Origin of the sequence: Embleya sp. NPDC059237 (assembly GCF_042754105.1) — a bacterium.
Classification (GTDB): domain Bacteria; phylum Actinomycetota; class Actinomycetes; order Streptomycetales; family Streptomycetaceae; genus Embleya.
Map to the genome: position 1 here is coordinate 67,366 of NZ_JBHZAE010000027.1, position 22,663 is coordinate 90,028.

At 69.8% G+C, this 22,663-nt stretch carries 21 protein-coding genes; 12 read left to right on the forward strand and 9 right to left on the reverse strand.

All coding sequences use genetic code 11. The annotated features are described in order from the left end of the window. Positions 1-27: 27 nt before the first annotated feature. The 3 genes from ACFXKZ_RS48035 to ACFXKZ_RS48045 form a co-directional block, all read right to left on the reverse strand. Positions 28-774: a hypothetical protein gene (locus ACFXKZ_RS48035; RefSeq protein WP_380013253.1), complete on the reverse strand. Its 747-nt coding sequence runs from the start codon at positions 772-774 to the stop codon at positions 28-30. A gap of 5 nt (positions 775-779) precedes the next feature. Next, positions 780-1,370, reverse strand: coding sequence for an RNA polymerase sigma factor (locus ACFXKZ_RS48040; protein ID WP_380013256.1), 591 nt, complete (start codon positions 1,368-1,370; stop codon positions 780-782). Positions 1,371-1,875: 505 nt separating this feature from the next. Beyond that, positions 1,876-2,571 (reverse strand): hypothetical protein, encoded by a 696-nt coding sequence (locus ACFXKZ_RS48045; RefSeq protein ID WP_380013259.1) that lies wholly within the window; start codon positions 2,569-2,571, stop codon positions 1,876-1,878. Between the two features lie 33 nt (positions 2,572-2,604). Between ACFXKZ_RS48045 and ACFXKZ_RS48050 the strand changes: the two genes are divergently transcribed. Further along, on the forward strand, positions 2,605-3,099 hold the full coding sequence (locus tag ACFXKZ_RS48050; RefSeq protein ID WP_380013262.1) for a hypothetical protein: 495 nt from the start codon (positions 2,605-2,607) through the stop codon (positions 3,097-3,099). Positions 3,100-3,556: 457 nt separating this feature from the next. Beyond that, positions 3,557-4,978, forward strand: a complete 1,422-nt coding sequence (locus tag ACFXKZ_RS48055; protein WP_380013265.1) for an NF041680 family putative transposase — start codon at positions 3,557-3,559, stop codon at positions 4,976-4,978. 389 nt (positions 4,979-5,367) lie between these two features. Here the strand turns inward: ACFXKZ_RS48055 and ACFXKZ_RS48060 are convergent, their stop codons facing one another. Both ACFXKZ_RS48060 and ACFXKZ_RS48065 read right to left on the reverse strand, forming a co-directional pair. Continuing rightward, on the reverse strand, positions 5,368-5,565 hold the full coding sequence (locus ACFXKZ_RS48060) for a hypothetical protein (protein ID WP_380013268.1): 198 nt from the start codon (positions 5,563-5,565) through the stop codon (positions 5,368-5,370). Continuing rightward, complete coding sequence (locus ACFXKZ_RS48065) at positions 5,544-6,299, reverse strand: hypothetical protein (RefSeq protein WP_380013271.1); 756 nt, start codon at positions 6,297-6,299, stop codon at positions 5,544-5,546. The genes ACFXKZ_RS48060 and ACFXKZ_RS48065 overlap by 22 nt, the downstream gene beginning before the upstream one ends. Before the next feature lie 207 nt (positions 6,300-6,506). Between ACFXKZ_RS48065 and istA the strand changes: the two genes are divergently transcribed. After that, on the forward strand, positions 6,507-7,988 hold the full coding sequence (gene istA, locus ACFXKZ_RS48070; RefSeq protein ID WP_380013274.1) for an IS21 family transposase: 1,482 nt from the start codon (positions 6,507-6,509) through the stop codon (positions 7,986-7,988). Here istA and ACFXKZ_RS48075 read toward each other — a convergent pair. Next, positions 7,968-8,267 carry a hypothetical protein gene (locus ACFXKZ_RS48075; protein ID WP_380013277.1) on the reverse strand — a complete coding sequence of 100 codons (300 nt, stop codon included), beginning with the start codon at positions 8,265-8,267 and terminating at the stop codon, positions 7,968-7,970. The genes istA and ACFXKZ_RS48075 overlap by 21 nt on opposite strands. A 94-nt stretch (positions 8,268-8,361) precedes the next feature. Between ACFXKZ_RS48075 and istB the strand changes: the two genes are divergently transcribed. Beyond that, positions 8,362-9,195, forward strand: a complete 834-nt coding sequence (gene istB, locus ACFXKZ_RS48080) for an IS21-like element helper ATPase IstB (RefSeq protein ID WP_380013280.1) — start codon at positions 8,362-8,364, stop codon at positions 9,193-9,195. 505 nt (positions 9,196-9,700) lie between these two features. Here the strand turns inward: istB and ACFXKZ_RS48085 are convergent. The 3 genes from ACFXKZ_RS48085 to ACFXKZ_RS48095 form a co-directional block, all read right to left on the reverse strand. Next, on the reverse strand, positions 9,701-9,946 hold the full coding sequence (locus ACFXKZ_RS48085; protein ID WP_380013283.1) for a hypothetical protein: 246 nt from the start codon (positions 9,944-9,946) through the stop codon (positions 9,701-9,703). A 128-nt stretch (positions 9,947-10,074) separates the two neighbouring features. Then, complete coding sequence (locus ACFXKZ_RS48090) at positions 10,075-13,458, reverse strand: CHAT domain-containing protein (RefSeq protein ID WP_380013286.1); 3,384 nt, start codon at positions 13,456-13,458, stop codon at positions 10,075-10,077. A 98-nt stretch (positions 13,459-13,556) separates the two neighbouring features. Then, positions 13,557-14,099 carry a hypothetical protein gene (locus ACFXKZ_RS48095; RefSeq protein WP_380013289.1) on the reverse strand — a complete coding sequence of 181 codons (543 nt, stop codon included), beginning with the start codon at positions 14,097-14,099 and terminating at the stop codon, positions 13,557-13,559. Between the two features lie 247 nt (positions 14,100-14,346). Here ACFXKZ_RS48095 and ACFXKZ_RS48100 point away from each other — a divergent pair, with 247 nt between their 5' ends. The 8 genes from ACFXKZ_RS48100 (at position 14,347) to ACFXKZ_RS48135 (ending at position 22,582) form a co-directional block, all read left to right on the forward strand. Continuing rightward, complete coding sequence (locus ACFXKZ_RS48100; RefSeq protein WP_380013292.1) at positions 14,347-16,686, forward strand: hypothetical protein; 2,340 nt, start codon at positions 14,347-14,349, stop codon at positions 16,684-16,686. Between the two features lie 128 nt (positions 16,687-16,814). After that, positions 16,815-17,816 carry a CHAT domain-containing protein gene (locus ACFXKZ_RS48105; protein WP_380013295.1) on the forward strand — a complete coding sequence of 334 codons (1,002 nt, stop codon included), beginning with the start codon at positions 16,815-16,817 and terminating at the stop codon, positions 17,814-17,816. Further along, positions 17,813-18,484 (forward strand): hypothetical protein, encoded by a 672-nt coding sequence (locus ACFXKZ_RS48110; RefSeq protein WP_380013298.1) that lies wholly within the window; start codon positions 17,813-17,815, stop codon positions 18,482-18,484. The genes ACFXKZ_RS48105 and ACFXKZ_RS48110 overlap by 4 nt, the downstream gene beginning before the upstream one ends. Further along, positions 18,484-19,143 carry an RES family NAD+ phosphorylase gene (locus ACFXKZ_RS48115; RefSeq protein ID WP_380013301.1) on the forward strand — a complete coding sequence of 220 codons (660 nt, stop codon included), beginning with the start codon at positions 18,484-18,486 and terminating at the stop codon, positions 19,141-19,143. Before ACFXKZ_RS48110 ends, ACFXKZ_RS48115 begins: the two co-directional genes overlap by 1 nt. 54 nt (positions 19,144-19,197) lie before the next feature. Further along, positions 19,198-20,394, forward strand: coding sequence for a hypothetical protein (locus ACFXKZ_RS48120; RefSeq protein ID WP_380013304.1), 1,197 nt, complete (start codon positions 19,198-19,200; stop codon positions 20,392-20,394). Next, a complete protein-coding gene (locus tag ACFXKZ_RS48125) occupies positions 20,369-20,581 on the forward strand; it encodes a hypothetical protein (RefSeq protein ID WP_380013307.1) in 213 nt (70 codons plus the stop codon). Before ACFXKZ_RS48120 ends, ACFXKZ_RS48125 begins: the two co-directional genes overlap by 26 nt. Next, on the forward strand, positions 20,571-21,047 hold the full coding sequence (locus ACFXKZ_RS48130; protein WP_380013310.1) for an E2/UBC family protein: 477 nt from the start codon (positions 20,571-20,573) through the stop codon (positions 21,045-21,047). The genes ACFXKZ_RS48125 and ACFXKZ_RS48130 overlap by 11 nt, the downstream gene beginning before the upstream one ends. Then, positions 21,044-22,582, forward strand: coding sequence for a HesA/MoeB/ThiF family protein (locus ACFXKZ_RS48135; RefSeq protein ID WP_380013312.1), 1,539 nt, complete (start codon positions 21,044-21,046; stop codon positions 22,580-22,582). The genes ACFXKZ_RS48130 and ACFXKZ_RS48135 overlap by 4 nt, the downstream gene beginning before the upstream one ends. Positions 22,583-22,663: the final 81 nt, after the last annotated feature.

The window sequence follows — 22,663 nt, forward strand, 5'->3', positions numbered from 1 at the left end:
CTGACCGCGAACTCGTGGCGGCGGGGGTCAGGTGCCGGCGGTGCCCGCGATGACGAGGGCGTGGGGCAGGTCTTCGTCGGGTTGGGGGATCTCGCCGTAGTCCTCGTCGTCGGCCTCGACGCGCAGCCGGTGGACGACGGCCTCGAGGGCGTGGGGCAGGCGGGGCAGGTCCCCGCGGCGGCATTGTTCGAGGATCGCGGCGCGGGCGTGGTCGGGTAACAGGGGCCGGTCACGGTTGTCGTGGCGGTCGGCGAGGGGTGGGGTGCGGGCGAGTTGGTGGGCCTGGTCGAGCCAGAAGTGGGCGTCACCGATCTCGCCGCGGGTGCGGTGGTCGAGGTAGAGGCAGTAGGCGGCGGTGTGGCTGCCGGCCCCGGCGGCGAAACGCCACCAGAAGCCGGCCGCCTCGTCGCGTCCGGTGATGTGCAGCAGGCAGGCGAACACCAGGGCTCCCCGCGGTTCGATGCGGCGGTCGTTGACCAACCGGGACAGGCGGTGCGCCGCGTAGGGGGAGTTCAGGACCATCGCGTCGGTGGAGCCGAGTTCGCGGGCGGCGCGCTCGTGCCGCGACAGATCCAGGCCCCGGCCGAGCATCCCGAGCCTGGACACATCCACACCGTGGGAGACCGTCTCCGTCGCGGCGATGGTCTCGATGCGCCAGCGGGTGATGTCCTCCCGGGAGGCGGCCACGTCCAAGTCGTCGTACTCGTGGGCGAGGACCCTCGCACTTCGGAGTACTTCCTCGACCGTCCTGCCGTGGTCCTGCCTGCTGCGCACGTGTGTCACCCTCCTTCGGGCTCCGAGTAGTCGATGCCCAGTTCGCGTGCGAGTGTCCGTTTGGCCCACCGTACGTTGGACCGCACGGTCGCCCGAGGCATTCCCGTCAGGTGCGCGACCTTGTCGTCCGGATACTCCAGGACGTACCGCAACATGACCACGTCGTACTGCCTTTCGGGCAATCGCGCGATCGCCGTGTACAGGCCGATCGAATGCTCGAGCGCGCCCAGCTCCTCGAGCCAGGGCCGGCCCTGCGCGAGCATGAACGCCGCGGTCTGCACGAGCACGGTCCTGCGGCCTCGGCCGCGATCCCTGCGGCGGGCGACGTGTTCCTTGAGCAGGGCCCAGGCATGGGCCTCCACCGACGGGCTCTCCAACACCCGCGGCCAGGCGTCCCTCAACTCGCGAAACGCCGCCCGCACCGCCTCCTCCGCCGCCGCGCGTCCACCCAGCTCCAGGTGCGCGTACTCGTGCCACGGCCGGCTCCGCGCGTCGTGGAACACCTCGAAGGACAACGCCAATCGGCGCCCGAGCCCGTCCACCGACGCCCCGCCGACCACACCCGGCCTCGCGCCGGTCGTCTCCTCCCCGGTCACGGTCCACCCACCCCCACACCCGGCAACGCCACGTCCCCCGCCCTGATCCCGCGACCACCACCGACCACACGGCCGACGGCCTTGCCCGAACGCTGCGCCCGCACAGGCGTGTTCAGGGCGGGAGCGCATATCGCCAGTGCCCAGAGCACGACCACGACAACACCGATCGTTGCCACAGGTTCCTCATTTCTCCTCGGACTCCGCGCGGGCACCGTGTCGCAGGCGCCGGCGCGGGCGGGAACGCGTGTGTTCCCGGAGAACAGCCAATCGCCTCGAACGGCTGATTGTGCAGTCGACTCATCACTCTTTGTATGAAATAAATAGCTCTATGTGTTCACGCTTTTGATCACTTCGGCTACGCATTCGGTCGCTTGCCGACAAACACCCACAGACCACGACCGATCCGATACAGGAGCATCCACCTCCCGACCGGTGGAATCGACCCTCGATGGGACCCGGTGATCCGCCACCGGCCCCTCTCGAAGCGAACGGGGCGGTGTCGGTGCTACCCCCGGAGAAGGTGCGGCATCAGGATCTTGAGGTCTCGTGCGACGCGTTCGGCCAGGAAGGTGGGGTCGTTCGCGGTCCACTGGTGCGCCGTCCCGATCGCGTCGGCGCCTCTCGTGCGGAACTTGCCCTTCATCGGGAACGCGCCGGTCTCGACGCGGGCGGTGAACGTCGACGGGGCGGGCGGCCTCGGCAGGAACAACAGGGGGTGGTGCGGGGTGAATCCGAAGTGGCCGATCGTGGCGGCGGGTTCCTCGTCGAAGAGTTGCGGTTCGGTCCAAAGGCCCACACTGGCCACCGTCCACGAGTGAGGTGGCGGGGAGTCCCGGTCCTCGCACAACCACAGATGGAACGTGCCGACCAGGGGCTGCTCCTCCCACTTCCACACCTGCGCCTGCGGATCCAAGGCGTCGGCCCCGTCGACGCGCAACGGCATCAGCGCGCGTTCGAACGGACCGATCAGATCCTCGTACAGGGCCCGCATGTCGCTCGACGCCGCGTGATCGATGGTCTGCTCCCGATCCGGGGCGATCTCCCACTCCAGGCCGGCGGGAAGTTCCGACGCCAGGTGGCGGCGCAGGGGTGCGAGGGCGCGGGGGATGCCGTCGGTGTCACGTCGTGTGTTTTCGGCCGCGGGGACGCGGATCCACCAGGCGTAGTAGGGGACGCCGTCCTCGGAGGTGTCGTAGTCCACGCAGTGGCGTGGACGTATCCGCCTGCGGACCGCATGTGGAGTCCCCGCCACCGGTATTGGGCGAGCGAGCCCCGACTGCCGAACCCCCTCGACACGGGTGCGCTACCCGAGATCGACCTCGCCTACCGGACCCACCGACGCCTCGCACGACACCGCGACGGCACGACCGCGCATACCTGGGCCGGGGCGGTCACCACCCGCTGGTACGACCGCGGACACCACATGGCGCGGCGCTGGCAACAGCGACTGGTGCGGCTCACCGCGGACAACCCCACCCTGACCGCGACCGACGGCGGCGTCTCGGCCGCTCTCCTTGCACGCACCGTGGTCACCTATCCCGAGACCGTCGCCCTCGCCAGAGCGTTGGTCACACTTCCCCGGGCCGTCTCCCGGATCCCCCGCGGGCCGGCGGCGTATCGACACGCACGGGCCCTGGCACACATCGCCGACCGCCTCGAACTCCCCCGCCTGCTGGTCCCACCCGACGACCTCCTGTGGGCGCGGCTCCACCACCACAACCCGCCCTGATCCGCTGCCCGGGGACAATCACCGACCCCACGAAACACCAGACCAACCAGGCCGATCAGGCCTGCGGACGCCCGCGGCCACCCCGTACCGACACCTGGAAACCCGAGAAAAAGCCCGCGGTTACCTCACGACGCATCCATACATCACCGAGAAAACCCGGACCGTTCTCACGAAACTACGAAACCCCAGGCAACCACCACCGAGCCGGCCCCAAGAAACCCTCACCACCACACCCCGAAACCACCAAACAACCCGCTGGATTCCCAATCAACACACGAAACCCCAGACGAGCCATCAACCACACCCCCCACTACAACGCTCCGCCACATCTTGGCTTGAGATTTAACCCATGACCGATCAACTCGGATCGGTTCGGGGCATCCTCGGACAGTCAGGCGGTCTTCGCGGGATCGTCGTCTCGACGGAGTCGACACCCGATCGCCCGAAGGTTGTGGAGATGAGTCTGCTCGCCGACAGCGAGGAACTGTCCGAACTATCCAGCTTCCGTGCACGGTTCCACGACTGCCTGGAGACTCGTGCGGACGCGTTGTTCGAGCTCGCCGATGCTGTGATCTGCACCGATCGGCCGGTCACCTCCCTGGTCGAGCTGTCCCTGGCGTCGGTGTTCCGCCGCGGGCGCGGCGCTCTCTACGACGCTCTGGCGAACGGTCGCGTCGACGAGGAGCGGATGCGGGATCTGCTCGCCGACCGGTTGCCCACCGACGGGCCGTTGATGTTCGGAGTCGACGCCACGGCCTTCCCTCGGCCGAACGCCGAATGCTCGCCCGATCGGGGGCATCACTACGCGCCGTGCCGTTGTGACGGCGCTCGTAAGACCGTCGTGGGATGGCAGTTCCAATGGATCACGGGTCTGGAGTGGGGCACGTCGTCGTGGACTCTGCCCGTCGACGTCCGTCGTCTGCCGGAGAACACGTGCCCGGTGGCCGAAACGGCCCGTCAGATCCGCCAGTTGGTGGGGCGGCTCATCGCCCGCGAACGTCCCGACGGTTCCCGGTGGCCGGCTCCCTTGTTCGTCCTGGACCAGGGATACTGCGGCGCCGGTCTCTCTCACGCCCTGGCCGATCTGGACGTCCAGCTGCTGGTGCGGATCGGTGGTGACGGCGTGTTCTACGACGGCTGGCCCGGACCGGGCCGCAACGGCGTGCACGGGCGTCGCTTCGAGCTCGACGCCGCGGTGAACCTGCGTCGTCCCGACCGTCTGCACGTCGTGGCGGACACTCGCCGCCATGGTCGTGTGGAGATCCGTGCCTGGTCCGGGATGCACCGGAAGGTGCATCGTGTGGGCTACTTCGCCCGATTGGGGGCGCCATTGTTCGGCAGGCTGCCGATCGTCGAGGGAACCGTGATCGAGGTCCGGGTCGAGCGATTGCCCGACGGGAGGGCGCCGCATCGCACGATGTGGTTGTGGCACTCCGGGCCCGAGGAGCCCGATCTCGACGTGTGTTGGCGGGCCTACCAGCGCCGATTCGACATGGAACACACCTTCCGGCTGCTGAAGTCGTACCTGGGCTGGACGGCGGCACGGGTGCGGCATCCGGAACAGGCGGTGCGCTGGACCTGGCTGTTGGTCGCCGCGTATGTCCAACTGTGGTTGGTCCGTGGCCTGCCGAAGGATCTGCGGCGACCCTGGGAACGTCGGGCCCGTCCCGGACGTGTGTTGACGCCGGTCCGGGTGCGTCGCGCATTTCGACACATGCGCGATCGGGTGGGCACCCCGGCCCGTGGGCCGAAATTCACGCGACCCGGTCCCGGCCGGCCGCCCGGCAGAAGAAACACCCCTGCTCCACGTCATCTCATCGGATCGGAACGCCCGAAAGAAGGCAAAACGGATAGCAATGGGGTCGAAGACAAGGGATAAATCTCAAGCTAAGGCGAATCCCGACCGCGTTGCCCGACGTTTCAATCCCTGAAGCACCGCAGGAACGGGCAACACCCACGATAGAGCATCGCACTTGTGTCAGGCACCCGACACCAGTCGACGGTCACGCCTGTGACAGTCGTAACGATCACGGTCATTCATCCCTCGACCGGGCACATGAACACCCACAGCACGCATGAACCGGACCGACGGCCGGCCACCGCTGTCAGAGGACACGGAAGACTCCCCGCTGGCGGTCAGTTGGCCTCCCCGCTGGTGGTGTCCGCGTACAGGTCGAAGTGCCCAGCCGGGTACACGTGAACATGCCCGGTGCATCGATCACCCGGCCAGTCGCGACGACCAGTGCGCACGACGCCGGGGTGGGAGCTTCAGTCGAAGTCCTGGCCGTTCAACACCCAGGTGATGCCCTGCTCGGGGTCCTCCATGGCGATGTGCACGAACCACAGTTCGTCGTCGGGTTCCCCCCAGCCGACGCAGCGCAGGCGGTCGACCATCGCGGTGACGTGCTGCGGCGGGGCTCCATGCGGCAGCCCCGCCATGGCCGTCAGCGCGTACCAGAGGGACACCCTGCCCAGAGCCTGCCCGACGGTCTGCCCGTAGGCCGATGCGCCGCCCCCAGATGGACGAGAGCTCGATAGGCCTGTTCGAGGGTGAACTCCTCACCCTGGCGGCTTGCCCTGTCGGATGCAACGGCCGACGCCGCCTCCCAGGCCGTGCCGCGAAACGCGCACGCCGTAATCCATGGGGACATCGCGTCCAAGAGCGCCACCGCGTCGTGCTGCACCTTCTGTACGTGGGATGGAGGCAATGGTCGGGGGTGGCGGAGGCTCGGCGGGAAGTCCGCCATCGTCATGCCGCCGCAACCCCTGCGACCGTACGAGGTCACGTCCAGTTCGGCGTTCCAGTCCGTGCATTCCCACGGCTCCAGCGAGAACGGCACGCCGAGCAGTCGGGGATCCAGGGTCGCGTCACAGGACAGGTCTTCGCCATGCAGGACCCGTGAGTGCGCGGCCAAGTGCCGGGCGCGTGGGTCGCGAAGGTGAGGGGACAACTGTGCCCACGGCCGGTCGGCGATCACCTCCCACAGCGGCCCGATGTACGCCTGTCGCTCTTCGGCGAGGAAGTCGACCGCCGCCGCGGCGATCTCGACCGGAGCCTCGCATGCGATAACGTGGGCTATCTCGCGCCGTTGACTGTCGCCGACGGCACCGGGAGTCCGGCAGAGGACCAGCAACTCGGACCAACGCCCCGCATCGGCAAGGAGGTCGAGGTTCCGGTAGCGGACGGGAGGCAAAGTCACCCCCTCATTCTGCCGTGTGCGCTCACCGGGTTCGGGTTCGACAAGAGCTGATGCACTGCCGGTTCACGCCTGCGCTGCCGAGCACGTTCATCCGTACCCGGCTGAGCACTTCGACGAGTACGCCGACAGGTGGACATGAAATCTCCCCGGTGACGGACAGCTGATCTCCCCGCGGACCCACCCAGCCCATCACGCACAGTGGGCGGGGTGAAGAGCGATGAGGAGATCATGGAGATTCTTGAGGCCTATGACCTCACCGGGAGTTACCGGAAGGCGGCCGAGCTGGCCGGTTGCGACCACCACACCGTGCGCCGGTATGTGCAGTTGCGCGGGCAGGGGGTCGATCCGACCGAGCGGGCTGTGAGGTCGAAGCTGATCGACGACTTCCTGCCGAAGGTCGAGGAACTGGTCGAACGGTCCCGTGGCAGGGTCGGAGCCGACGCTGTTCACAAGAAGATCGCCGCGATGGGCTTCACCGGCACCGACCGCACGACCCGCCGGGCCGTCGCGGCGGCGAAGGAGTCCTATCGGGCTGGGAACCGCAGGGTCTTCCGGCCGTGGATACCCGAGCCGGCGATGTGGCTACAGTGGGACTGGGGCGAAGGCCCGCGGATCGACGGCAGACGCACCAGCTTGTGGTGCGCATGGCTGGCCTGGTCCCGGTTCCGGGTAGTCATCCCGGTCCTCGACAAGACCCTCCCGACGGTCGCGGCCTGCCTGGACACGACGTTCCGCACGCTGGGCGGGGTCCCGACCTACTGCCTGACCGACAACGAGAAGACCGTCACGGTCGAGCACGTGGCCCGGATCGCGGTCCGCAACCCCGAACTGGTGCCGATCGCCCGCTACTACGGCACGGTCGTCAGGTCCTGCATGCCGGCCGACCCGGCCTCGAAGGGCGGGACGGAAGCGACGGTGAGGATCGCGAAGCGGGACCTGGTCCCCACCGCGGTCAACCTCCGACCTGACTACGGCGACTTCGCCGAACTCCAGCAGGCCTGCGAGGACTTCATGGCGGGGGTGAACGGCCGGATCCACCGCGAGACCCGACAGGTCCCGGCCGAGCTGCTGGCCGAGGAAAGGATGCGGCTGCACCCGGTGCCCGAGCAGCCGTTCACCGCCGCGTTCGGCGAGACCCGCCGGGTCGGCAAGGACTGCACGATCTCGGTCGAGTCGGTCCGCTACTCGGTCCCGCACCAGCTCGTCGACGAGCGGGTCTGGGTCCGCTTCCACGGCGACGAGCTGATCGTGACCGCGATGGCCGCGGGCAGCGCGGTCGAGGTCGCCCGCCACCCGCGCTCGAGGCCGGGCAGTCCGCGGATCGCCGACGAGCACTACCCCGACGCCCCGCGCGGCGAGCGCACCCCGAAGCCGACGAACCCGGCCGAGGCCCAGTTCCTGGCGATCGGACCGGGGGCGGCGGCCTGGCTGGTTGAGGCTGCGGCGACCGGCGTTCGCCGGATCAGGGCGAAGATGGCCGACGCAGTCGCGCTCGCCAAGCTCTACGGGACCGCCGACGTCGACCGCGCGCTCGGCACTGCGGCGACAGTGGGACGCTTCGCCGAGGGCGACCTGCTGTCGATCCTGGACCACCAAGGCGAAGACGACCGCACGGAGCCGATCCGCCGAAGCGAGACCCACAGCCTGCAGCCGGGCACCTCCGCCTGGTCAGGCTTCGGCTCGACCTGAGCCCTCGGGCCCCTCTTCGACCAGGCCGCAGGAGAACGGGAAGGACTCCAGAAACTCCCGCCGCCCCGGGTTCTCCTCGGCCTCGGCCAGGTCCGCGAGGACCTTCAGGAACCGGTCGCGCTGGTCCAGCGGCAGTCGCCCCAGTACCCAGGCGACGCTCTCCGTCATCTTCACCGCGGAGTCGGGGTCGACCTCGTCGTCCTCGCAGCTGTCGAGGAACCAGACGACGTCGACGACGAGTCCGGCGAGGACGGGCACCAGCGGGTCCGTGTCAGTCATCCGGGCAACCTATCCGGCCCCCACGACAGCAACCCCACCACCTCGGTCGACGGGCATCCCGCGTCGGCCCCGACCTGGAAAGAGCACCTGTTTCATGAACGACAATTCCGCCCAACCGGCTGCGACGCGGCCCCGCATCCAAGCGCCGGCCTCGGCGGTCGCCGCGACGTCCGGCGCCGCGTTCGACGAGGCGATCGCACTGACCCGCAGGTTGAAGCTGCCGCACATCCGCCGGGCGATGGCCGAGATCATCCCCACCGCGAAGGCCCAGCGCTGGGACCCGGCAGAGATCGTCCGGGCTCTGCTGGCCGAAGAGGCGGCTGGCCGCGACGCTGCCAACCTCCGCACCCGCCGCACCCGCGCGGCCTTCCCGACCGGCAAGACCTTCCACATCTGGAACGAGGAAGCGTCTTCGATCCCCATCCCGACGCAGTCCGCACTGCGGACCCTGGAATGGGTCGGCCGGCGCGAGAACCTCTGCGTCGTCGGCCCCTCGGGGACCGGGAAGTCGCACTTCAGCGAGGCGCTCGGCCAGTCGGCGGTCGACGCCGGGATGACTGTTGCCTGGTTCACCATCGAAGACCTTGGGGCCCTGATCCGCCGTCACCGCGTCGACGACTCCGTCTCGAAGGCCATCACGCGGATCACCCGAACCGATCTGATCGTCGTTGACGACATCGGGCTCCTGCCCGTCTCACCGGACGCCGCCGAGGGCTTCTACCGCCTGGTCGATGCCGCTTACGAACGGCGAAGTCTGGCCGTGAGCAGCAACCTTCATCCGTCTGGATTCGACGAGATCATGCCCAAGACCCTCGCCACCGCGACCGTCGACCGCCTCCTGCACCACGCCCACGTCGTCGTCACGCAGGGCGACAGCCACCGCCTTGCCGAGGCCACCACCGGACGAGGCGTCGTCCCGCTCGGCTGAACCAACGAGCGGGGCGATCAACTGTTCGCCGGGGACTTTCAACGTCCGCCAGTGGGGAGATCAACTGTCCGCGAGCGGGGAACTCCTACTGTCCCTTGACACACCGCCATCCAGACACATACTCACGAACTCTCGACCCGTACTCGACGCCCGGCCACGCGTCAGGACAAGACGATGTATCCGCCTTTGCCGGGCTTGTATCCGCCCTTTCCCGCGCAGTAGGCGTAGGACCAACTTTTGACCGAAACGATCTTGCCGTATGCGCCCATTTGTTGTTGCGGCACTGTGCCGAGGCCTGCACGCGGCTCCCCGAGGAGACTCCCCAGCAGGCACCGGCACCGTAAGTATTGACGTCGCTCCAATCGCCAAATTCGGCCTTGACGGCGCCAGGCGCTGCCTGAGCGCCGCCCGTCGGCAAGGCGAGCGCAATGACGACGCCTCCCGTAAAGGACCAGTGCGGTGATCTTGTCGACCTCCGCAGCCGGCGCGTACGCCACCACGTAACTCACGACGCGAACGGCGTGCCGTCGAGATTGCGCAACCCGGAGAAGTCCCGCGCACGCACCCGCTCTGACACGGCACGATCCTCCGCGCGCTCCTCCGGAGTCAACGCCCACTCCAACACGATCTTCGCGTAGAGCTGATCGAACGGAGTGTTCGCGAGCTGCTCCTCGAACTCCACGCGCTCCTCCGGCCCCAACCGCTCACGAATCTCCGCGATCGTCCCCGGCCTGCCCTCCACCGCCACCACGCCTCCCGCATCCGTCGGTCCTCCCACTCTGCCCGCCCCGCGCACCCCACGTCCGGCCCGTCGCCCCAAGGATCGCGATCCCCAAGCGGAAGCACCCGACGTCGTCCGCGCAGGAGTGGTCCGGTGCATCACCTCGGCCCCGGATACCCCTGGTGAATGAACGCGGCCCAGATCGAGATCCGGTCCAGATCCGGTCGCCGAATCTGCCGCGACAACTCGCCACGAAGCGAGCCCGGGTTCTCTCGGTGTGGGTCGAGCATCCACAATTGCGCGGCCCTGAGCGCGTCGACGGGACTGAGCCCGTCGACGGTCAGTCGGTGGTGGAACACCGCCATCAGCAACGCCGACGCGCTGTCGACGGTCGTCCAACGCGATCCGACCACGTCCCGCGCCCCACCCGCGACGAATGCCGTGGTAAGAGTCAGCGCCTCGTCGTGATCGCGGGTGCTCAGATCGGTCCGACAGGCACTCAGTACGACCAACGGCCCGTCCTCGGCCGGCTGTTGAGCCTCCAGGCGGCCGAGCAGCCGGGCCACCGTCAGCAGGCCCGGGGCCGACCCCGGATCCGTCTCCGACCCGCCCGCCGCGGCGGGGATGCTCCCGTCGCGCTCGGCGGCGGCGAGGTGGAGGGCCGAGACGGTGGGACGGGTACCCACCGATCCGTGCGAGGCCACGTGCAGCAGCGAAACCCCGTCGGCGAGGAAGGCGAGGACGTCGTCGGGCGTACCGGGAATCAAGTCCTCCTCGGGTAACTCGAAGATCCCCCCGCACATCCGGGCCCGGGGATAGAACGCGTTCCTCAGGGCCATCACCTCGACCTCGGCATGGGTCAGGTCCAGCGTCGGGTCGGCCAGCAGGACGGGCGCCGCCGCCGGATCCCGAGGCGCGCGTTTCACCGTACGCAGGAACTGACTACCGGACGCGGCATAGCTGACCACCACTGTTCGGCAGAGGTAGTCGTGGGGTGCGGCCCCCGGAAGGCGGGCGGCGTGCCAGGGGACGATGCCCAGTCGCCCGCAGGGCACCAGGACAACTCTCAGCGGCCGGTCGTCCCGCCCCCCGTGGGCAACGACCCGCGCCTTGACGTCGACGAGGAGGGGGCCGAGTACCTGGAAGGCCCAGTCGCAGAGCGCTGCGAGGGCCTGCTCCCAGTCCCGTTCGGCGGACGAGTCGTTCCGGTCGCCGTCACGCACTGCGGCATCGCGTGCGGTACTGGCGTCGAGGTAGCTCTCCAGCGGGCCGCTCTCGGCGTCGGACAGCAACGACAGGGCGGCGAACCCCGCCTCGTCCCCCGGGCCCACCACGATCACCACCCCGGCGTCCGCGTCCTCGCCGGGGACCAGGTAGACGAGGGCATCGGCGCCGCTCTCCGCGACCCCATCGGCCAGTTCGCTCAGCGTGGGAATGCTGAGCAGACCGCCCGCTCGCCGGAAACCGAGGGCTTCGAGGGCCCGGCGGCGCAACGTACTCGGCAACTCGTCGGGGACGCCGCCCTCCTTCGCGGCCTCGGAGCCCCGGCCTGCGGCGGACGCCCGCCATGCCTCGGCGAGATCGTGGTGCCTGCCCGCGTCGAGGAGTTCGGGTACGGCGGAGGAGGTGGACGCCGCGTGCAGTACCAGGGCCCGGCCCAGCTCCAAAGCGGCCACGGCCTCGTGCAGCCTTGCCTGCGAGCCCGCCCACAGAGCGGCCTGCACACCCCTGCTCGCCCCGGAACGGGCGGCCGACAGTCCGTGCTCCGCACCGGCTTGGAGGAGGACGTCGGCGGCGAGCGCCGTCAGCGCCTCCTCGGCAGCCTCCAAAGCGGTGATGTCCTGTACGTCCTGGTCGAGGACTCCGCGTTCGCGATATGCCTTCGCCAGAGTCCACAACGCCTCGGCGGCGATCCGTGGCGCCTTCCCCTCCCGGATGCCAGCACGGACGCGCTGCAGTTCGTCGATCAGTGTGTCGAGGGTGGACCGGTCACGGGTGAGGGAGTAGTGCATGGCAAGAGAGGCCGTCGAGATGTGGACGTCCTCGGTCGAGGCCCCCGGCGGCAGGGGCGCGTGGTCGGGCGCCGGCGCGGGGCCGCCGGTGAGGTAGGCGCGTAGCGGGTCGAGGTCCGGGACGTGTGGAAGTGACATGTCGTCGGCAAACGGGAGAGCGATCTCCTTTACACCGGACATCCCCTTCTCCATATACGACAGGGCGCACAGGAGCAACTCGTTGTCCCCGGCGGCGATACCGAGCCTGGCCCGGGCCGCACCCAGCGTCAAATGAACGAAGCATCGGAACTGATGGCCCTCGGGAACGGTCTTCTCCAGCGCTTCCGCCTCGTTCACCAGGTCCCGGAACACTTGGACATCCACCGACTCGCCCGCGTCGAGAACCCTGGCGTACAAGGCCATCGCTGGCCCCATGACGGCGGGATCCGACATTCCCGGAGGCAGCGACCATTGGCGTTGGAGTGTCTCGAAGTTTTCGACGATCTTCCCCATGTTGGCGCGGCCCACCGCCTCGTCCTCGATCGTGCCGCCGACGCTGGGACTCACGGTGAGCAGAAGTGCCCTCACCGCCTCCAGCGCGCCGGTCGGGTCCGGCCCGGGAGGCGGCTCCTTCTGGACGGAGCTCAAGCGGCGAAGAACTTCGTTGAGCGCCTCCGGATCCCCGCTGGTGAGCACATCGTTGAGCCCATGCGTGGCGGCATTCATGGCGTCCAAACCGGCGGCGAGCCGACGGGCGGCGTCGGGGGTGAGCACGGGATCCGCTTCCGGATCCGGGGGCGACCCGGTATCCGGGCGCTTGCGAGGTCCCGCGGCGTCCGATCCGGAGGTCCCGGTCGGCCCGCCCGTCGAGCCATCGGCCACGCCGAACAACCCGTTCAGTATCTGCCGCAGCATCTCCGCGTGGTGATCCTCCGCGGGCATCATGCTCATCATCAGGTCGACGTACTCGCGTCCCGGCGTAGTCGAGAAGATCTTGTGCCTCCGCCGCGCCTCCTCCAGGAACTCCGGCGGCAAGGGCAGCTCCAACACCTCCGCGGACAGCGCCTCGGCCTCCGCGGCAAAGGCCATCATGCCCGCGTGTCCCACCCGGCCGGTCCAGTCGACCATCGCCGAGAGATCGGGTACCGCCCCGTAGCCACCCCGCTGCGACCGAATCGGCGTGATGACCGCCATCAGGAACAACGCGGCCCACCGCCGGTCCTCCTCGGTCACCGCCGCTCCCGGCACGGTCCCGCCGTCCCGCGCCTCCCGCAGCAGCCGCTCCGCGCGCTCCTCGTCCGCCGGCTCGCCACCCCCGAAGGACAGCCGCATGGCCAGTGCCCCACCGAGCCATACCTTCGCCCTGCTCCGCAGTGCGGGGTCGTGGTCGAGCAGCCCTGCCAACCGGTCGAGTTCGGTGATACACGGGTCGTACTGCCGAGGCCGGACATCCTCCGCGCCCATCGCGGGAAGCAACCGCTTGACCCGCTCCACGGCGTCCGCCACCCAGGCGCGCAACGCCCGTACGCCGCCACTCTCCTCGTCACTCATCGGCGTCCTGCCCTTCCGGGTCGTTCGACGGCCCCTGCGATTGCCGCCACTATGCCGATTCATCGGACCCATGCGGACCGTTCCGGTGTTTCTGGCGTTCAACGCCCGGAATTCGCCCGGGACATGCCAGGTTCCGCCCGGATCCGCCGCCGCATCTCCCGCAGCCGGTCCCACAGCGCGTCGATGCTCTCCCGCGCGGCCGTCGGCGAGTCCCCCGGTCGCGGAACCCCGTCGTCCAGGCGGCGGACCATGCCGTACACCGTGCCCAAGTCCCGGCCGAGGTCGCTCGCGATGTCGAGCACCTGCTCCGGCGCCCAGATCTGCGCCTGCGCGTACACGTCCCGGTGCCGGTCCCGCGCCGCCGTCAGCCGCAGTCGCGCCGACCGCAGATCCTCTTCATGGCCCAGTGCGTGCAACTGGTCGGTGAGCGCGGCCAGATAGTGCCGGACCGCGGTGTTGAGCGCCACGTAGCACGACCGAAGCTCCCGGGCCTCGCTGCGCCGATCGAGCACCCGTTCGGCCCACTCCTGCTCACGCTGCCGCCTGCGGTCCGCCGCGCGCTGGGTCAACAGCGCGGAAAGCAGCGTCCCGACGACTCCGGCAACCGCGGCCAGGGCGCCGGCCGCCCAACCGACATCCATGGGGCCTCCATCCATCTCGCCACGCTGCCAGCGAAGCAGTGAGCCCCGCATCGCAGGAACCACCACCCGAGAATCGCCCAGGATTCGGCCCACCATCGACCATGTCCGGAGCAGGGCGACCGGCCCCGGTCGGTGTGCGGTCGATTCCGGGGCGATTTCCGTCCTTTCCTCGGCAATCGCTCGCGGACGCCGCTCGACTGGTCATGATGTGAGAACCGGGACGGGCATCTCGCCGATCGGGGGAGTGATGGGTGACGACAGCGGCGGGACACGGGCGCTGCGCATGTGGGCGCGGGACGCGGCGGCCCGAGCCGATCTGCTGATTCCCTTCACGGAGGTCCCGTGGACGACCCGGTTCCGAGCCCTCTCGGAGCCGGGTCTGCCGGACCGGACGATCGATGAACTGTCGCAATTGGAAGCGTTGTTGCCGCCTTCCGAGACCGCACGCCATGCGGTGGTCGCCCGCCTGGGCGCACTGCTCGCGATGCGATGCGTCGCCCCGGACGGCGCTACGACCGAGGATCGCAAGCGGGCCCTGTCGTATCTACGCCAGGTCCGCGCGGCCGAGCCGGAGGCTCCCGTCTGGGAGCGACGGTGCGCGGCGTTCGGGCTGCTGCTGGTGATGTTCCCCCTCGCGGAGCTCGGGGTACTCGACGGGCGGGCTCCCGAGCTCTCGGCCTTCATGGATTGGTACATTAAGGACGGTCGCGGTGTCGACGTGGCGGAGCTGCCCCGGCTCATCGCCAACGTCCGGGCCCTGCCGCTGCCGCCGGAATTGCGGCAGTACCTCGACCAGGCGATGCCGGGGCTCGCCTTGCTGGAGGAGATGTCGAAGTCCGGCGGTATGCCCCTCACGGACGAGCAATTGGAGAGTGTGCTCCCCGACGACTTTTCCATCGACCGGTCCCGCATGCTGCACCTGTTTCGGATGGCCACCGAAAATCAGCCGCGCACCACCGAGGAGGGACCTCGAGCCGAACGGACGGACGCGGGCCGGGCGGAGGAGGAGTCGCGGCACAGGGCACGGATGGCATTGGCTCTGGACGCCACGTCACCAGGCTTCATCGGCCCGGACATGATCCGCGAACTGAAAGAGGAACTGGACCGCGACCCGGTGCACTCGCCGATCCGCCCGGAGGATCGGGCGAAGGATGCTTTCTCCCGTCTCCAGCACGAGACGCTGGCAGCTCTCCGTGACGAGGACCAGGATGTGGTCGACGCGGCGCTCGACCGGATGGCCGATGCCTTCGACCGACTCCCCGAGGCCGATGAGCTCGGCTTGCTGATGGAGATCCTTCGGTCCGTGTGCCTGGACAGCGCGCGGCGATTCGGCGGGAACCTCAACGACGCCGAACATGCTCACCGACTCCTGGAGGCGATGCGTGGCCGGTTCTCCGGAGCCCCGCTTCCCTCGTTCCTCACCACCACGGTCCGCTTCCTTTCCGTGAGTGCCCGGCTCGACCGGGCCGAACGAAACGAGGACCCGACCGAGTTGGACACGATCATCGACGAGCTGCTGACCCTCCGGGAGTGCACACCGATGGTCGAGTCGTTTCCTGCGGTCGTCCTGGTGACGCTGGCCCAGGCGTATGCAATGCGGAGCACCTGGGGTGGCGACGCCTCGGATCGCCTGCGCGGGATGGAATGCCTCGAAGAGGCCGCGCGGACGGGGCCGGTGTCACCCTGGGCAAGGGAGCTCGCAGCGCAACTCCAGGGCTCGATCCACGTCCTGCGTGGGCAGGAGCGGAACGATCCCGAGCTGATCCGGGAGGCCCTCTCCACGCCGCCGCCGAGGGTAGGTTCGAAGAGCGATTGGGAGTTCCGAACCGCGGAACGTCTGCTCTCCCTGTGCGACCACACCAAGGACCCGGCCGAACTCGACGAGGCCATCACGAAGCTGGAGCGGCTGCGCGAACGTGTCCGGCAGGGCAAGGAGACACATCTCGCCCACCGCGTGCTGTTCCGCCTCGCCGAGGCCTACGACCGCCGGTCGGACACCACACGGAACCCGGACGACCTGGACGCGGCGATCGCCGCCGCGTTGGAGTCCCTGCACCCCATCGCCGCCGATGTCCTGCTGCAGGCCGGTGCCGAGCACGGTCTGCTGGTGGCCCGCGAGGGAAACGAATGCGGGATTCTGGTGGCCCGCTTGGCCGTCGCATATGGGCGGCCGGTGGAGGCGGTCGCGGCGTTGGAGTGGGGCCGGGCACTGGTACTCCAGGCCGCCTCGACCTCCGCGGGAGTCGCGGAGCAGCTCAGGGCACGGGGGCATCGGGAACTCGCCGACGCCTGGCTCGAGGCGTCCCCCTCGACGTCGGACGGGAACAGCCGCAACTCCCCAGCAGTCTGCGCCGTCATGCCCTCGAAGCGCTGGGCTACCGGCGGTACGGCGAGCGACAGGAGTTGTTCGACATCCCCACCATCGACGACCTGTACGACGCGGCAGCGGAGGGCGACATCGACGTGCTGGTCTATCTGGTGCCCGGAGATGCGGACAATCCGGGGACAGGCGTGGTGCTGGCACCGGAGATCGAGCCAGTGGCGTTGCTGGTGCCTGCATTCTCCGGGAAAGAGAGCGGACCGCTGACCCGGTACCTGAACGCGGCCTCGACTCGTTCGCGGGACGGAGGTGAAACAGCCGAACGCACCTGGGAATCAGCCCTCGAAGACCTCTGCGACTGGGCCGGGTCGGGAGTGATGGTCCACATTCGGGACTTGGTCGGGGAACTCCGCGCCGCCCGTACCGACCACCCGGCCGACCCGCCCCGTGTCGTGCTGGTGCCCTGCGGAAATCTTGGCGTCGTGCCCTGGCACGCGGCGCGAGTGCGCGAAGGCGACGCCTACCACTACGTCTGCCGGGACATGGTGGTGAGCTACGCGGCCTCCGGCGGTCAACTGCTCCTGACCGTGGCGCGCGACCCGCTCCCGGTCGACTCTGCGCCGGTGCTGGTGGCGGATCCGCGCATGGAACTGACCCATGCGGAACGGGAGATCGGTGCGCTGCGCGCCGGTTTCTATCCGCAGGCGCGGATGTTCGGCGAGTTCTACCAGCCGCCGGAACCACCCGAGTCCCTCGGAACGCCGGCCGATCTGCTGGCGCTCCTGTCGACCGCGAACGATCGGCCGCTGTCGCTGCTGCATGTGGCCTCGCACGGATCGGCGGGGCCGCGTCCGACCGCCTCGGCGCTCAGCCTGGCCTTCCCCGACGACTCCGAGTCGTGGCCCGCCGAGTCGGGTGGCCCCGGGGCTCTTCCGGGCGCGGGCATGCTGACCGTGATGCACCTGCTCGACCGCTCGGGCGAAGACATCGCTCAGTGCGACAACGGCCCGCTGGTCGTACTGAGCGCGTGTGAAACGGACCTGAGCACCCGCGATCACGACGAGGCGCTGACGTTGGCGACGGCTTTCGTGGCGCGGGGCGCGCGGAACGTGGTGGGCTCGCGGCGGACGACGGCCGACGGGGCCTCGGCGTTGATGATGGCGGTCTTCCACCACTTCGTGGCCGTCGAGGGCCTCGATCCAGCACACGCCCTCTGTGCGGCGCAGTTGTGGATGTTGGACCCGGGACGCCGAGTACCGAGCAGCGTGCGCGGAGCACTGGCACGCGATGCCGAACTGCCCGGTCTGCACCGCCCGGCACTCTGGGCCGCCTTCATCCACCAGGGACATCCCGGCCCCGCACCCGACGACACACCTCTGGAGGGCGCAACCCGATGAATCCCGAGGAACTCCTCACCCTGATCGCATCACACTGGCCGGACATCCGTGCCATGCTCGACGACGAGGAGCGGGAACTGCTCCTCGCCCGACTCGAAGCGCTGGCCGCCACCCCCGCGGAGGACCGGGCGATCCGCCGGGCCGTGCAGGGTGTGCGGCTTGCTCTGCTGGCCCTGCCGCCGGGCCACCCCGTGCGTTCCGCGGTGGACGGAACACGCCTGGCCGGGCCCGTGTGGGTGGCATCGGGCCTGACCGAACAGGCGCGGCGACTCCACGCCCGACTCACCGATCCCGACCCGCCCGCAGACACTGCGGAGCCCGCGGACATCCTCGCGGCGGTACGCGAACGGCTGTTGGCGGAACCGTCGTTCTCGCCCGAGGAGGTACGGGAGCGCGGCGTGGGCGACGCCGACGGGCTGATCCACCTCGACGATCCGGTACGCGGACCCCGCTATCCCGCGTTCCAGTTCACCGGCGAGCACGGCGGGCCGATCCCGGTGGTGCGCACGGTCAACCACCTGCTGCTCGCGGACGAGGACCCCTGGGGCGCGGCCGACTGGTGGCTGAGCGGCAACCTCTGGCTCGGCGGCCGGCCGGCGGCACTGCTCGGACACCTGCCCGACGATCTGCTGGTCGGCGCCGCGTCGGCGATGCTGGAGGGCGACTGATGCCCGACCGCTTCCCACCGGCCGCGTACCGGATGGCACCCAATCTCTGCATCCTGCCCGTCGGTTCCGAACTCTGGCGATGCCACAAGGGCAGCCGGCCGGCCGAGGAGTTCAACCCGGTCGCCGCCGACTCGCACTTCGGCGGCAACCGCTTCGACGGCACGCCCGAGGACCCCTATCCCTTCCTGTACGCGGGCGCGGAACCGGCCACGGCGCTCGCCGAGGTCCTGCTGCGCTCGCTGGACTTCGACACCGGGTCGGGCTGCCGACTGGTGCCGCGTGCCTGGGTGGCGGGCCGTTCGTTGAGCCGGCTGCGCACCGGGGTCGAGTTGACGCTCATCCGACTGGTCTCCGAGGAGGATTTGGCGGCGGCCTGCCAGGACTCCTGGCTCCTCGAGGCGGAGGGCGCCGGGTACGCGCAGACCCGACGCTGGGCCAGCGAACTGCGTCGCCAAGTACCCGGGGCGCAGGGATTGTTGTGGCAGTCCAGGCGGCACCGACCGCGACACGCGGTGGTTCTGTTCGGCGACCGCTGCGGCGACGAACCGCTGAAGCCGGATCCCGCGCAGACGATCGGCGGCCTCGGGTCCCCCGCCGGGATCGCCGAGGCCAACCGATTGCTTGCCCCGTTGCGGGCCGCAGTGGTGGATGACGCCTGACGGGGCACTCCGAGGTTCTTGTGACGGCCTCTTCGACGATGCACCCTTTGAAGCATGGCGTCCGATGCGTTCGACCACACGTCAGTCATCCATGATCTGCGGGAGGTGCGCCGGGCCGGGATGGTGCGCCTGCGCGGACTTCGCCTGCCCGCGCTCACCGCGGCGGCGGCCGTCGTCGGCGAGGGATCGGCCACGAACGAGCCGCCGGTCCTCGCGATCGAGCGACTGCTGCGCCTGGCGGTGTCCCGACTGGACGCCGGCAGCCTGCGGGAGGCGGCCGAGTACACGTTGGGGTTCACCCAGGGCACCCGGGACTGGCCCGGCGCCGATCGCCGCGGGCGCGCCGCGGGCGTGTACGGCGTCAGCGTGGAGCGGTTCCGCAAGCACCAGGAGGTGGTGGTGCTGGGCCAGATCGCCGAGCAGATCGGCCGACTGGTGGGCGAGGCACCGCCGATCGAGGGCTCGACGCGGACCCACCGCGTCCTCGCCGTCCCGGTGGGCGACCGCACCGTCTCCGTCACCCTGCACATCCACCCCGCGGATCTGCTTCGCGATGTGGACGTGATCGTCGTTCCGTCCAATACCCACCTTGCGCTGCCTGAGGCGTACAAGTCGTCGGTCTCCGCGTCGTTGCGGCGGGCGGCGGCGTTCCGGAGCCTGACCGGGGAATTGCTCGCCGACCCGGTCCACCGGGAACTGTGCGACTGGACCGTGCGGCACCGCACGTCGGGCCGGCCCGTGCTGCCGGGGACAGTGGCGGCCACCGGCTCCGGCGCGCTGGCGGGGCAGGGCGTACGCCGGCTCTACCACGCCGCGGTGGCCGTCCCCCGGGCCGGGACCAACGACTACGACGTGTTGCCGGCCGACGTCACCCGGGCCGTGGCCGGATCGCTGGCGCTGCTGGCCGAGGAGGGAGGCGCCTTCGATCCGCCGCTGCGTTCGGTCTGCCTGCCGCTCCTCGGCTCGGGCCGGGGCGGGCTGACGTACCGGCAGAGCATCCACGCGGTCTGGGCGGCGGTCGACGCGGCATTGTGCCGCGGTACCGATCTCGCGGTGCATCTGATCGTGCGTCATCCGGTACCGGCCGGCCTGCTGGTACGGACCCTGACCCAGGGCAACGAACCGGTCTCGCCCGGAAGTCGCCCCGATCGCGCCCCGTCCGCGCCCGGCCCCTCTGCTGCACTGGAGGAGGTGGTTTTCGACGAGCGAGAGCGAGGAGGCAGGGATGGGAAGGTACGTGATCAACGGTGAGGTGGTCGATCTGGCCGAGGAACGTCCGGTCGCGGCGGACGTCAAGCGGGCCACCGGCAACCCGGGTGACGACTGGGTGATGGTGACCATGCCGGACGGCCGGGTCAAGCGACTGCCCGACCGGGAGCCCTTGCCGACCGGGGTGACCGACGTAACCGTCGTGCCCCGCTACGAGTATGGCCGCTGACCCGAGTGCGGCCGGCCGGCGCCGGAGCCGGCTCCAGGCCGAGGTACAACTGCTTGCCCAGCGCTACCGGGAGGTCGGTTTCGACCGCCAGGACGCCAGTTGGGTGCACATCGGCAACTTCCCGGTGCCGGCCGGCTGGAACCGGCCGCGGGTCGAGATCCTCATCGACATCCCGCACGGCAACCCCGGCTATCCGTCGGTGGCCCCACAGTGGTTCTGGACCGATCGCGATCTCCGGACGGCGGACGGCCGATCGGTACGGCACTTCTTCACCTCGGGCGCCGCCTCCGGCCTGGTCGACCGCAGTCATCTCGACAAGGGGTGGGGCCACTTCTGTATCCACGCCAGGTCGTGGCATCCCTCGAGCGGTCTGCGTCTGCGCGAGGGCCACAACCTCCTTTCCTACCTCGACCTGATCACGGCCGTCTTCCGCGACCGCGAGCGGCTTGCCGGAGGTGACCGGTGAACGTGGAAATCGTCTTCCCGAGCCCGCAGTGGGAACTGCTCCACGGGCATCTGCTCGAGGCCCCGCCGAATCCGGGGGCCCTTGGCGCCGACGAACAACTCGCCTTCGTCCTGGCCGCGCCCGCCCGTTCGCCCGAGGGTGTGCGGTTGACCGTCCGCGAGACGATCCCGGCCCGGCCGCAGGATCTGGAACACCGTTCGCCGGCGGCGATCGCCCCGAACGCGGAGTTCGTCGCGGCGGCTCTCACCCGCTGCCGGCAGGAGGGATGGAGCCTGATCGAGGCGCACTCCCACCCCTTCAGCCGGGGTCCCGGGACCACCTTCAGCGCCGTCGACCTGACCTGCGACCGGGCGAAGATGCCCCGCGTGGCGCGGTTGTTGCCGGAGCACGCCCTGCACGCGACGATGGTCTTCGGCCGGTCCAGTCTGGACGCCCACTACTACGACCGGGACTCGGCGAGCATCCGGCCCGTCCACCGGGTGTCCATCCTCGGCGTTCGAGGAGGCGCCCCGCGGCTGACGCGGATCGAACCGACGGGCATGGCGGATGTCGGGCGGACCGCGGTCCGTAGGTTCCCGCGGCCCCGACGCCGCACGGACGACACCGCCGGCGCCGCCACCGACGACCGCCACGACCGCCAACTCCCGCTGCTCGGACGGGAGACCCAGGCGGCGCTGGCGGAGGCGACCGTCGCGATCGTCGGACTCGGCGGACTGGGCTCGTTCACCGCCCTGGAGTGCGCGCACCTCGGGATCGGCGGACTGGTCCTGGTCGACCCGGACACCGTCGAACGGTCCAACCTCAACCGGCTGTTGGGGGCAACCGAGGCGGACACGGGCCGAGCCAAGGTCGACGTGTACGCCGATCTGGCACGGGCCGTCGCCCCGACGACCACCGTGGACGCGGTGCGCGGCCCGATCCTGGGCGGCCAGGCACTGGATCGGGTCCGCGCGGCCGACCTCCTCCTGGGCTGCGTCGACAACCACGGCGCCCGACTGGTCCTGAACCAGCTTGCCGTGCAGTACGTCATCCCCTACCTGGACGCCGGAACCGGAGCCCGCATCGACGACACAAACCGGGTCACCCATGTCGGGGGGCAGGTGCAAGCGGTCCTGCCCGGCATCGGCTGCCTGGAGTGCCGGGGGTTCATCGACGCCCGCCGGGCGGCCTTCGATCTCGCGCCGCCACACGTCCGGTCCCGGGAGATCGCACACGGATACGGCACCCGGGATCCGGCGCCTTCGGTTGTATTCCTGAACGGAGTCGTCGCCTCGCTGCTGGTGGCACAGGCGGTGCAACTGCTCTCCGGTGCCCTCCCGGCTCCGAGCGGCGGCTCGGTCCCCGCGATCACCCTGTACGACCTCCTCTCTCCGTCCCTCGCCCCCGTCGGCGTCGAACCCACCGAGACCTGCCCGACATGCGGGGTCGACGGGGTCACCGCGCTGGCCGACCTCTCGCCCCTCCACAGTGCGGGCGCCGTGCCCGCGCCACCTGCCGCCCGCTACGCCGAGACCCGGAAGCGTTCGGATGCCTGACCCAATCCCCATCAACCGAAACGTCGGTCCCGAGCCCCCCGGGCCGGACCCCCGGCCCGAGCCCCCGCACAACCACCGCGG

Bases quoted from the DNA above. Each gene is read 5' to 3' on its own strand.
- ACFXKZ_RS48055 (WP_380013265.1), top strand. From the start codon at position 3,557: ATGAGTCTGCTCGCCGACAGCGAGGAACTGTCCGAACTATCCAGCTTC.
- ACFXKZ_RS48095 (WP_380013289.1), bottom strand. From the start codon at position 14,099: ATGGATGTCGGTTGGGCGGCCGGCGCCCTGGCCGCGGTTGCCGGAGTC.
- ACFXKZ_RS48050 (WP_380013262.1), top strand. From the start codon at position 2,605: ATGTGGAGTCCCCGCCACCGGTATTGGGCGAGCGAGCCCCGACTGCCG.
- ACFXKZ_RS48075 (WP_380013277.1), bottom strand. From the start codon at position 8,267: ATGACTGACACGGACCCGCTGGTGCCCGTCCTCGCCGGACTCGTCGTC.
- ACFXKZ_RS48115 (WP_380013301.1), top strand. From the start codon at position 18,484: ATGCCCGACCGCTTCCCACCGGCCGCGTACCGGATGGCACCCAATCTC.
- ACFXKZ_RS48125 (WP_380013307.1), top strand. From the start codon at position 20,369: ATGGGAAGGTACGTGATCAACGGTGAGGTGGTCGATCTGGCCGAGGAA.
- ACFXKZ_RS48090 (WP_380013286.1), bottom strand. From the start codon at position 13,458: ATGAGTGACGAGGAGAGTGGCGGCGTACGGGCGTTGCGCGCCTGGGTG.
- ACFXKZ_RS48120 (WP_380013304.1), top strand. From the start codon at position 19,198: ATGGCGTCCGATGCGTTCGACCACACGTCAGTCATCCATGATCTGCGG.
- ACFXKZ_RS48130 (WP_380013310.1), top strand. From the start codon at position 20,571: ATGGCCGCTGACCCGAGTGCGGCCGGCCGGCGCCGGAGCCGGCTCCAG.
- ACFXKZ_RS48110 (WP_380013298.1), top strand. From the start codon at position 17,813: ATGAATCCCGAGGAACTCCTCACCCTGATCGCATCACACTGGCCGGAC.
- istB (WP_380013280.1), top strand. From the start codon at position 8,362: ATGAACGACAATTCCGCCCAACCGGCTGCGACGCGGCCCCGCATCCAA.
- ACFXKZ_RS48100 (WP_380013292.1), top strand. From the start codon at position 14,347: ATGGGTGACGACAGCGGCGGGACACGGGCGCTGCGCATGTGGGCGCGG.